This is a genomic window from Streptomyces sp. NPDC054956, assembly GCF_053609185.1.
The window spans coordinates 1-10,693 of record NZ_JBSGXB010000268.1 but is presented as its reverse complement, the minus strand read 5'-3'; the positions used below and the strand labels follow the sequence as shown (position 1 = coordinate 10,693).

General features: G+C 71.4%; 8 protein-coding genes. 6 read left to right on the top strand and 2 right to left on the bottom strand.

Annotation, left to right across the window (positions count from 1 at the left end; all coding sequences use genetic code 11):
• A partial coding sequence (locus ACWGDE_RS30370; protein ID WP_453392239.1) for a tetratricopeptide repeat protein occupies positions 1 to 3,633 on the bottom strand: 3,633 nt, incomplete at its 3' end.
• A gap of 188 nt (positions 3,634 to 3,821) precedes the next feature.
• Between ACWGDE_RS30370 and ACWGDE_RS30365 the strand changes: the two genes are divergently transcribed.
• From ACWGDE_RS30365 to ACWGDE_RS30355, 3 genes are all read left to right on the top strand, one after another.
• Positions 3,822 to 3,986, top strand: coding sequence for a hypothetical protein (locus ACWGDE_RS30365; RefSeq protein ID WP_453392238.1), 165 nt, complete (start codon positions 3,822 to 3,824; stop codon positions 3,984 to 3,986).
• A 563-nt stretch (positions 3,987 to 4,549) separates the two neighbouring features.
• Positions 4,550 to 4,927, top strand: coding sequence for an SAV_915 family protein (locus ACWGDE_RS30360; RefSeq protein ID WP_453392237.1), 378 nt, complete (start codon positions 4,550 to 4,552; stop codon positions 4,925 to 4,927).
• Between the two features lie 221 nt (positions 4,928 to 5,148).
• Entirely contained in the window at positions 5,149 to 5,580 is a 432-nt protein-coding gene (locus ACWGDE_RS30355; protein WP_453392236.1) for a VOC family protein, read from the top strand.
• A 152-nt stretch (positions 5,581 to 5,732) separates the two neighbouring features.
• Here the strand turns inward: ACWGDE_RS30355 and ACWGDE_RS30350 are convergent, their stop codons facing one another.
• On the bottom strand, positions 5,733 to 5,918 hold the full coding sequence (locus tag ACWGDE_RS30350) for a hypothetical protein (RefSeq protein ID WP_453392235.1): 186 nt from the start codon (positions 5,916 to 5,918) through the stop codon (positions 5,733 to 5,735).
• A 299-nt stretch (positions 5,919 to 6,217) separates the two neighbouring features.
• Here ACWGDE_RS30350 and ACWGDE_RS30345 point away from each other — a divergent pair, with 299 nt between their 5' ends.
• The 3 genes from ACWGDE_RS30345 (at position 6,218) to ACWGDE_RS30335 (ending at position 10,547) form a co-directional block, all read left to right on the top strand.
• On the top strand, positions 6,218 to 6,703 hold the full coding sequence (locus ACWGDE_RS30345; RefSeq protein WP_453392234.1) for a YybH family protein: 486 nt from the start codon (positions 6,218 to 6,220) through the stop codon (positions 6,701 to 6,703).
• A 110-nt stretch (positions 6,704 to 6,813) separates the two neighbouring features.
• Positions 6,814 to 8,856, top strand: a complete 2,043-nt coding sequence (locus tag ACWGDE_RS30340; RefSeq protein ID WP_453392233.1) for a hydantoinase/oxoprolinase family protein — start codon at positions 6,814 to 6,816, stop codon at positions 8,854 to 8,856.
• Complete coding sequence (locus ACWGDE_RS30335) at positions 8,853 to 10,547, top strand: hydantoinase B/oxoprolinase family protein (RefSeq protein WP_453392232.1); 1,695 nt, start codon at positions 8,853 to 8,855, stop codon at positions 10,545 to 10,547. Before ACWGDE_RS30340 ends, ACWGDE_RS30335 begins: the two co-directional genes overlap by 4 nt.
• The last annotated feature ends 146 nt before the right edge of the window (positions 10,548 to 10,693 follow it).

Sequence of the window (10,693 nt, the reverse complement as noted above, 5' to 3'; positions counted from 1 at the left end):
CCCGCCGAGGTTGCCGAGGGCGAGCGCCAGCAGTTGATCGGCGACGGGGTGGTCGAGGCGCCGCCAGAGTGCCACGGCCTGCTCGCCGACCATGACTGCCTCTTCGGTCCGACCCACTTGCGCCAGGAGGTCACCGAGCCGGTCCAGGGCCGTGCCCAGTTCGAACTCGTAGCCGACGGGGTCGGCCTGCGCCAAGTACCGCCAGACCTCGACCCCCTGCTCCGCCACCGTGACGGCCTCGTGCAGGCGGTTCAGCTCCGTCAGTGGCCGGCCGAGGCTCTTGAGCGAGAGCGCCAGGTGCAGTCGATGGGCCTCCGGGGCGATGTCGGCGAGCTTCCGCAGCACGGCGACCGCCGACGCGCCCTCCTTCGCCGCCTCCTCGTGACGGCCCACCCCGCTCAGCGCATCGCAGAGGACCGCCAGTGCCGCTGCCAGTCCGGGCTCGTGCGTGCCGGGGTCGGCCCCCGCCAAGGGCCGCCGGATGGCTACGGCTTCCTGGGCCGCGGTGACGGACGCCGACGACAGCCCCGCCCTGCTCAACTGGCCCGCGAGGTTGGTCAGGGCGCCGGCCAGGATCGGCAGGCCCGCCCCGGGGTTGTCCTCCGCGGCCCTTCGAGCCAGGTCGACCGCCTCCCGGAAGCACTCCACGGCCCCCGCGGGATCCCCTTGCCGCGCGTGCCCGTTCCCCATGTTGATCAGCGCGATCGCGAGCTTGTGGCGGTGCACGACGGGATTGTCAGGGCTCAGCCGGCGGTACAGGTCGACTGCTTCACCGCAGGCGTCCCCGCCCTCCGCCGGGCGGCCGGCGGGCGCCAAGCGGGGTCCGAGATTCAGCAGCGCCTCCGCGAGCGCGGGTAGGTGGCTCTCGGAGTCGAGCTCGACGAGTTCGCGGAACAGCGCGACCGCCTCCTCGGAGAAGCCGACGGCCTCCTGGTGGAATCCCGACTCGCCGAGCCAGATGCCGAGGTTCATCGCCGACCTGGCGAGGAGTGGCAGGTGGGGCGCCCGGCTTGCCGACGCGAGCTCGCGGGACAGGCCGACAGCTTCGCGGCAGTACCGTACGGCCTCCCTCAGGGAACCCGACTCGCCGAACCCGACACCGAGGTTCAGCAGGGCATTGGCGAGGGGCGGCTCGTAGACGCCGGGATTGTCCTCGGCGCCGGTCCGGAGGAAACCGACCGCCTCCTCGCTGGACATCAGGGCCTCGCGGTGACGGCCTTCGCCGCCCAGCGCGACCGCCAGGCCGTCGAGGGCGTTGGCCATGTCGTCGATGTGGGCCCGGGGCTCCTGCTCCATCAACTCCCGGTAGATGGACACGGCTTCGGATTCCGCGGACAGCGCCTCCGCGTACCGGCCGACGCGGGACAGTTGGGATCCCAGGTTGTGGAGCATTCCGGCCAGGTCGGGGCGGAAGTCCGCGGGACTCGCCTCGGCCGTGAGTCGGGTGATGTCGACCGCGTGCTCCAGGAGTTCGAGGCCCCGGGCGGTCTGCCCCTGCTGATCGAGCCGCAGGGACAAGGTCATGAAGGCGACCGCAAGACTGCCGATCTTCTCGGGATGGTTCCGCACGACCGCCACGAAGATCGCCACGGATTCCTCGGCCGCTTCCAGCGCGGTCCGGTGGCGTCCGGTCCAGTGCAATGCGTTGCTCAGGCTGTTCAACGCCCACGCGAGGGCGGCCAGCTGTTCCGCCTGGCCGCCGTGCGCCAGGAGGCGATGGAGCTCCACCGCCTGCTCGATCGCCTCCAGGGCCTCGTCGTGCCGGCCCGAGTTGGACAGGCGCCACGCCTTCTTCGAGTAGAGGACGGTCTTGGCGGCGGGGTCCGCGATGGACCGGATCCGTTCGGCCGAGGAGAAGCGATCGGTGATTTCGGCGATCCCCACATCGAGGTCGGGATCCCTCGGGGGAGCGACCGCCTCGATGGCCTCCAGCGTTTCGAGGGGGATCTCCTTGATCCGGGCCAGGGTGATCAGGGCGGCGTTGCCCGCCTGGAGCATGAGGCCGGGATGCTCGTGTGCCAGTGGGGCCAGTTCGCCGGTGGCGAGGTGTGGCCAGCGCGCGGCGGCGTTGATCAGGTTGGTGAGGACGTCGCGGCGCCACTCCGGAGCGGGTGCGTCGGCGTCGACTCCGAGCAGCCGCGCCGCGGCTCGCCCGGCCCAGCGCATCTTCAGGCGCTGGGCCGGGGCACCCGGCGTACAGAGGCCGATGAAGTCCTCGCCGAGGCGGTCGGGGTAGAGAGGTTCCAGGTACGTCCCGTCATCAGCGGCGGGGTAGCACGCGGCATGCTCCTCCAGGACCTGAACATGGGACGCCGGATCACCCACCTGGGCGTCCTTCAGGGCCGCGAGCGCCGCCGGGAGTCGTCTGGGGCGTGTGAGGGTCGCGGTGTACACGGTCCGCGCCATGACGCCCGCCGGTACGGCGCAGTTGTTCTCGGCCGGCTCCGTGACGCCTTCCGGCGCGGCACGGTTGTCCTTGGCCTGCGCCAGCTTCGCCCAGTGGTGGTACTCGCGGTCGAGCAGGTACTCCGACAGCGCGCCCGGATTCCGTGGTGGTTCGCCGCGGCTGATGTGGGCGTACACCGCCACCAGCGCGGCCATGTGCACGGTCAGCGTCAAGCCGTAGGCGTCGTCGTCCAGGTTCCCCGGCTCCGCGATGGTCCGGGCTTCCTCCTCCGGCACCCCGAGGGCGTCGGCGAAGCGCTCGCGGGCGACCGTGAAGGCCTCGAGCCGGGCGGCGACGTCCCCCTCGGGGAGTGCCTCCACCGGGATCGCTTCATCCGCAAAGCCCTTGCTGCGGAAATCGTCCACCAGAGAGGCCCACCAGCTCTCCGAGCGGGCGATGAGCAGGACCCTGAGCCGTGCGCCGCGCCGGGCGGAGAGCTTCCCCATGAGGGATTCGAGCTCCAGCGCGGGCCAGCGTTCGGCGTAGTCGACCACCACCAGCGCGTTGCGTCCCAAGGCCGACTTCCTGGGGTGAGGCGTGTCCGCCGTGACCGTTCCGGTCCGTACGGCCTGCCACACCTTCCATCCCCCCGCGGCGGCGGTGCGACGGGCCAGTTCCGTGGCCAACCGGGTCTTCCCCCGCCCTCCTCCCCCGTGCAGCAGCGCCACCGAGGCCACGATCGGCCGCGCGTCCGGCTCCTTCCCGTCCCGCCAGCGCTCCAGCCTGGTCAGCTCGTCCGCCCGGCCGGTGAACGGCACCACCTCGTGGCGGGCCAGTAGTAACTGGCTCGGCTGTTCACCCAGGTCCGCGACCGGCGGCTGCACGTCCTTCAGTGGGAAGCGCCGGACTCCCGGAGGGAGCTCGGCCCCCTCGTTCCTCCGGTGCGCCTCCCACTTGCTCACCAGATCTGTATGGCGTCGTCGCCACAAGGTCTCCTTGAAGAGCGATTCGTCCACCGACCTCCTCGCCTCTTTGGCGAACGCCCTGCAGGCCTTGAGGAAGCATTCGACGAACTCCCACTCCGGAGGTTCCACGAACCGGGCCTGAAGCACCCTGCCGATGGTGGACTTTGTCAGTCGCCCGCCGCTGGCCCTTGCCAGGTCGGCGAGCGAGGCAGAACCGGCATCTCGGCGTACCTCGGCCAGGGCGCCCGCGAAGTTCTGCCGGGCTTCTTCCATTGCCGTCATATCGACTCTCCCCACCATGAGGCCCGTCCCGGATCGTCCCGGGTGATCCACATCCACACCTGGTGTGACCAGGGCAGATCCCCTGGAATTTCCGAGGCGTCCCAATATCCCCGCTGCAGGACCCAGGACCTGGATCGTCTTCTTCGTCGGCCGACGCCAGCATCCGACGTCCGTCCCGAAGGAGAACGATGACGATGTCCCGCACCCGCAGGCCCCGTCGATCCAGCCGGCCCCGCCCGCCCCGCCCGCCCCACCGCGAGCGGACGCCCTGGGCGGCGACCGCGCTCGGTGCCGCTGTCGGCGGCGCCGTCCGTGCCGTGTTCACCTGGCTGCTCGACCTGTACGGGAACTGAGGTTCCGTCAGCACTCCGGCCGCCGGCGCTCCGCACCCACCAGGAGCGTCGGCGGCACTCCGCACCGTCCGCGGGACCTGCTCCGGCTCGGGGCACTGTGAGGGTGTCCACCCATCCATGAGAGCACGACGGACCCTCGGGCGAGCGCAGAACGCCGGATCCCCGAAACCGGCACAACTCGGCGCATCCGACAGGGTCTTCCCACCCGGTTCCGGGCGAGGTCCGGGGGACCGGTTCGGGCCACGTGGTCGCCTGACGGCGACCAGTACCGGGCACGCGGCATGCGCCAGGCAGCAGCGGGCCACCGAACCTTGCGTGCCGAAGGCCTCGTCCAGGACCTCATGGCCTTCTGGCGCGAGAACCGGAAACCATGACGGCTTCCTGACGCCCCTCGAACTCGCCCGTCAGTGAGCCGTATGGACTTGGCCGGTCGCCGTCAAGGACCTGTCATGGGGTGACCGCGGATGCGGGCGTGCGGGCATAGCTTCGGTGTCGCGCCCCGGACTGCCTCTCCCCGCATCCGGGGCCTCATCCGCCACTCGTGGTTCCTCTGGGAGGGCCCCATGTGTTTGTTCCAGTACGAAGACGACCCCGAGCCCGAAGAACGGGTCCCGGCCGGGACCTTGTACGTACCGGCCCGGCCGGGACCCGCACAGGTGGTGGTGCGCCTGTTCCGCACCCCCCTGGGAGATCGGACCGCTGTCGCCTTCACCAGCGCGGAGCGGCTTGCAGCCACGCTCGGCGCCGGGCAGCCGTGGATCCGGCTCTCGGAGACCGCGCTCCGGGCCATGGCCGAACCGCTCGGAGCGGCGCTCCTGACCGTCGACCCGACCCTCACCGCTCCCCCGGTCACCCCGCCCGCAGTCACCACGGCAACGGCCATCGGTCCGGTCACGGCTCCTGTTCCGCAGGCACCCGAGGCCACCGCCCGGACCGCCTGAAGGGGATCACGCGACGACCAACACCACGCTCCGGGAGACTCCGGCCGGTGCCGATGACCTGTCCGTACGGCCCGCATCCACCGACCGCCTCCCGCACGGCAGTCCGGCCGTCGGTCCCCGTGACCGCACGACACAGCAGCTGATGGCAGGGGCCGTCCTCCCCGCCACGTGTGGATCCACCCGCCCGGGGAGATGAGCAGGGCCCCTGTTATCGTGCGCCGATGTCAACGATCAAGCAGTTCCAAGTGACCTTCGACTGCGCGGAACCCGCGCGCCTCGCCGCCTTCTGGTGCGAGGTGCTGGGGTACGTCGTACCGACGATCCCTGAAGGCTTCGCCACATGGGAGGAGTACCACCGCTCGCTGCCACCCGAGGACGAGGTCTACTTCGCGTGCACTGATCCCTCGGGCGTGGGCCCGCGCCTGCTCTTCCAGCGAGTTCCCGAGGGCAAGGCCGTCAAGAACCGGATCCATCTCGATGTGCGGGTCGGCACGGGGCTCGTGGGTGACGAACGCCTGGCCACGCTCGAGGCCGAATGCGCACGACTGATGGCGCTCGGAGCGAAACACGTGCTGACGCAGCGCGCCGATGGGGTCAGCGAGTCGTGCATCACGATGCAGGACATCGAGGGCAACGAGTTCTGCCTCGACTGATTCTCCTCCGGGACTGCGGGGGCGCAACCGTCCCCCGGGACCTCTCAGGTCACGCCTGCGGCAGGAGCTGTCCCGGGAGAGCGAGGTTGCGCAGTCGGGCGATGCCGCGCTCCTCCCGTGCCCGGCAGTCGTTGCGATTGCCGGGCATAGGCTCACCGCCGCGGCGGGCGAGCAGCACCACGGGCTTGGCGCTCGGCCGCCTTCCGCGTCTTGACCCCACCGACGATGAGCGCCAGCCCGACGACAACGATGCCGAGGTAAGCGGCGGACGGAAGGTCGACGACCTTGTGCATCCAGCCCCACTCCGTGCCGAAGAGGGCCTGCGAAGCGAAACTCACGAGCCCCTGGGCTCCTACGACGTAGCCGATACTTTCGACGGTGTATCCGATGGTTGTTCGCACGGATCAACCTTCTCGCGGCGGTGCCGCAAGATCCTCCTCCACAGGGCCGAACCCGCAGTAGGCCAAAGGATGCAGTCACTTGTGGCCGGCGAGCACTTCGGGAACCCGCCAGTCAGCGCTGCGGCCCGAGGCCACGCGCGGACCGCGCCGCCTGGCCGGGTGTGTAGGTTGGCTGCCCGTCGCTGTCCCGCTCTGAGGCGCGACCCCTCTCCCCCCTCACTGCAGGAGGCCCCGCCATGCCCTCATCCCCCGCATCCCCCTCATCCCCTACCGGTGCCCGCCCCGGCGCCACCCCCGCGACGGCAGCAGCCGTGTGGCAGGTGATCACCACCATGTACGAGGCCTACTCGGCCGGGGACCGCGCGCGGATCGACGCCTGCCTGGATCCGGAGGCGACCGTGTGGGATTCCGCGAATGCCGGGCTGCTCTTCGGGAAGCCGGACCTGGACCGGGTGCGCGAGGAACGCCCGGCCACCGGTGAAGGGCCGGTGGAGACCGGGCTGGAGCCGTACGGGCAGGTCGTGGACGTCTTCGGTGACATCGCGGTGCTGCGGTTCTGGCTGCGGGTGGACTTCGCGCCCGACCCGTCGGCCGGCGAGCTGCGCCCCGAGCTGGTCCGCAACACCGCGGTCCTGCGGCAGGGCCCCGCCGCGGAGTGGCGCATCGTCCACCTGCACGAGGACGTGCAGCAGCCGGGCGGAGTCCCCGTCCGCGATCACTGAACCGGGCACGGCGCACTGCGGCGGCCCGCCACCCGTGCGCCGCGCACAGCCCTCCCGGGAAGCCCCCGGCTAGCGTCCTCGGCGATCCCCTGAGGAAGCCGGGAGGCGCAATGACATACCGGGTGGCCATGGACATCGGTGGAACCTTCACCGATGTCGTCGCCTATGACGAACACAGCGGTACCTACTTCGCGGCCAAGGCGCCCACCACCCCGGGCGACCTGGCCGAGGGAGTCTTCGCCTCGCTGGGCCGGGCGGTGGACTCGCCCGGTGACATCTCCTTCTTCGTGCACGGCACCACGCAGGGCCTCAACGCCCTGCTGGAGCGCAAGGGCGCCCGCGTCCTGCTGCTCACGTCGGCCGGGATGCGGGACGTCTACCACATCGCCCGCGGCAACCGCGACCGGATGTTCGACCTGCACTACCGCAAGCCGGAACCGCTGGTCGAGCGCCGCGACACCATGGAGGCGGGCGGCCGCTTCGACTGGCGCGGCACCGAGCTGGAGCCCCTCGACGAGGACGCCGTACGGGCCGCCGCCCGACGCGCGAAGGACGAGGGGTTCGACGCGGTCGCCGTCTCGTTCCTCTTCTCGTACGTCAATGCGGACCACGAGCTGCTGGCCGGGAAGATCCTGGAGCAGGAGCTCGGCGAGGACGTCGTCGTGGTGCTGTCGCACCAGGTGGCGGGCGAGTGGCGCGAGTACGAGCGGACGAGCTCGGCCGTCCTGGAGGCGTACACCGGCCCCGTGGTGCGCCGCTATCTGGGCCGGATCGAGGAGCGGTTCGCGGAGCACGGCCTGACCGTTCCGGTCCAGGTGATGCAGTCCTCGGGCGGCATCGTGAACGCCTCCTACGCCCGCCGCCACCCCTTGCAGACCCTGCTCTCCGGGCCGGTCGGCGGCACCATGGGCGGCGCGGCGGCCGTGGGCCTGCTGGGGCGGCGCAACGCGATCTGCGTGGACATGGGCGGCACCTCCTTCGACGTGTCGCTGGTCCTAGACGGCCGCCCGGACGTGTCCAACGAGGGCTCGGCGGACGGTTTCCCGGTCCTGATGCCGCTGGTCAACCTGCAGACCATCGGCGCCGGCGGCGGCTCCCTCGCCTATGCCGAGGCCGGTGGCCTGCGCGTGGGCCCGGAGTCCGCCGGAGCCGTCCCCGGCCCGGCCTGCTACGGACGCGGCGGTACGCAGGCCACCGTCACCGACGCCAACGCGGTCCTCGGACGCGTCGACCCGGGCTGGTTCGCCGGCGGGCACATGACGCTCGACGTGGCCGCGGCCCAGAGCGCCGTCGCCACGCTCGCCGGTGAGCTCGGCCTGGATCCGGTGGAACTGGCGAGCGGAATCTGCGACGTCGCCAACGCCAAGATGGCCCAGGCGATCCGTACGCTCACCGTCGAACACGGCCTGGAGCCCGGCGAGTTCACTCTGCTGGCGTTCGGCGGCGCGGGCCCGATGCATGCCGTGGAGATCGCCCGCGAGCTCGGCATCGGCGAGGTCGTCGTACCGCGTTTCCCGGGCGCCTTCTCCGCCTGGGGCATGCTGGGCACCGAGGTCCGCCGCGACCTCAGCCGCCAGTTCTTCACCCTGGCCGCCGACCTGGACGGCGCGGCCATGGCCCGCGCGCTGGCCGGCCAGGAGGCCGAAGCCCTGGCCGAACTCGCCCACCAGGGTGTCCCGGTGGAGCGGCAGCGGGTCGAGCACGTCGTCGACATGCGCTACGAGGGCCAGGACTACACCCTCGCCGTGCCGCTGCTCGCCGCCGCCGAACCGGCCGACGAGGACTTCCTCGCCACCGCCGCCCAGCGCTTCGCGGGCCTCCACGAACGCCGTTACGGACATGCCACACCCGAGGCGCCCGTCGAGTTCGTCACCCTGCGCAGCACCGCGCTCGGCGCCCTGCCCGAGGCCTCACCCGTGCCGTACGCCGCCGACGAGTCCGCCCCCGCCACCGTCCGGCAGCGGCCGGTGGTCTTCGGCGGCCGCTCGTACGACACGACCGTTCTGCGCCGCGAGCGGCTCGCGCCCGGGGAGCGCGTCGATGGTCCCGCGGTCATCGTGGAGGCCACCTCCACCACCGTCGTCCCTCCGGACTCGTCGGTCACCGTCGACGAGAACGGCTTCCTCGTCATCAAGGTTGGAGCCACGGCATGACCGACACCGGCAGCCGGGTCGTCGACCCGGTCACCATCGAGATCATCCGCTGCGCCCTCATGCAGGCCGCGGAGGACATGAACACCACCCTGATCCGGTCCTCCTACACGCCCACCATCTACGAGGCGAAGGACTGCGCGGTCGCCCTCCTCGACCGGGACCACAACGTGCTCGGTCAGTCCTCGGGCCTGCCGATCTTCCTGGGCAACCTGGAGGTGTGCACCCGGGCCACTGAGGAGACGTACGGCGCGGACGTCTGGAAGCCCGGCGACGTTTGGGTCCTCAACGACTCCTACATCGGCGGCACCCACCTCAACGACGTCACCGTCTACGCGCCGATCTTCACCGAGGACACCGCCGACGGCGAGCTGATCGGCTTCGCCGCGTCCCGTGCGCACTGGATCGACATGGGTTCCAAGGACCCCGGCGGTTCGATGGACTCCACCTCGATCTACCAGGAGGGCCTGCGGATGGGCCCGTTGAAGATCTACGAGGGCGGCGAACCCTGCGAGCAGGCGCACTCGTTGATCGCCCGCAACGTCCGCTTCCCGCAGCCCACCCTCGGGGACATGCGCGCCCAGGTGGCCTGCGCCCGTACCGGCGCGCGGCGGTTCGCCGAGATCGTCCGCCGTTGGGGCCTGCCGACCGTCCTCGGCGCGCGGGACGCCATCTTCGCGCAGACCGAGCGGCTGGAGCGGGAGCAGATCGCCGCCATTCCCGATGGCGTCTACGAGGCGACGGGCTACTTGGACAACGACGGAATCGACCTGCGTACGCCGCTCCACGTCACCGTGCGCGTCGAGATCGACGGCGACCGGATGACCATGGACGTCACCGACTGCGCCGACCAGGCCACCGGCCCCGTCAACTGCGGTGCGGCGCAGACCGTCGCCGCCTGCCGGGTCGGTTACAAGCTGCTGGTCAGCGGCGACGTCCCGCTCAACGGCGGTTCCTTCCGGCCGCTGAACGTGGTCACCCGGCCGGGCACCATGCTCGCCGCCGTCGAACCGGCGGCGTGCCAGTACTACTACTCCCACCTCGGGCTGGTCATCGACCTGGTGGTCAAGGCGCTGGCGCCGGCGGTGCCCGCGCGGGCGGCCGCGGCCAGCTACGGCGACTCGATGATCGTGCAGTTCACCGGGACCGACCCGCGCAACGGCAGGCTCTTCGTCTCCCAGGAGGCGACGGTCGGCGGCTGGGGCGCCTGGCAGACCGACGACGGCGAGTCCTGCCTGATCAACAACGTCAACGGCTCCCTGCGGGACATGCCCGTCGAGGTGTTGGAGACGCTGTTCCCCGTACGGGTCACCGAGTACGCGATCCGTACCGACTCCGGCGGGGCGGGCCGCACCCGCGGCGGCAACGGCGTGGTGCGCCAGTACACGTTCGAGGCCGACCAGAACCTGTCGCTGTGGTGGGAGCGTTCCGTGACCCCCGCGTGGGGCGTCTTCGGCGGCTCCGCCGGGGCGGCGCCCCGCGTCGTCCTCAACCCCGGCCGGGACGGCGAGCGCGAACTGCTCAAGGTGAACGCGCTGGCCGTGCGCCGCGGCGACGTGCTGCGCTGCGAGAGCGGCGGGGGCGGCGGCTTCGGTCCCGTCGCGGAGCGCCCCGCCGAGGCGGTACGGGAAGACCTCCGCCAGGGGCTGCTGAGCCCCGGGCGGGCGGCGTCCGCCTACGGTGTGGAGGCCTGACGGCCACAGCTGGGACTCCTCCCCGAACGGGGCCCGGTCGCCGAATCCCCCACGCGGCGACCGGGCCCTCCCACGTGGCGGCGCGTTCATCGCCGCTCAACGCTCACCGCTCACGGCTTCTCGCTCCCTGCTCCCTGCTCAGGACC

Excerpts from the sequence above, each read along its gene's own strand:
- ACWGDE_RS30355 (WP_453392236.1), top strand. The coding sequence starts at position 5,149 with ATGTCAACGATCAAGCAGTTCCAAGTGACCTTCGACTGCGCGGAACCC.
- ACWGDE_RS30340 (WP_453392233.1), top strand. The coding sequence starts at position 6,814 with ATGACATACCGGGTGGCCATGGACATCGGTGGAACCTTCACCGATGTC.
- ACWGDE_RS30365 (WP_453392238.1), top strand. The coding sequence starts at position 3,822 with ATGACGATGTCCCGCACCCGCAGGCCCCGTCGATCCAGCCGGCCCCGC.
- ACWGDE_RS30360 (WP_453392237.1), top strand. The coding sequence starts at position 4,550 with ATGTGTTTGTTCCAGTACGAAGACGACCCCGAGCCCGAAGAACGGGTC.
- ACWGDE_RS30345 (WP_453392234.1), top strand. The coding sequence starts at position 6,218 with ATGCCCTCATCCCCCGCATCCCCCTCATCCCCTACCGGTGCCCGCCCC.
- ACWGDE_RS30335 (WP_453392232.1), top strand. The coding sequence starts at position 8,853 with ATGACCGACACCGGCAGCCGGGTCGTCGACCCGGTCACCATCGAGATC.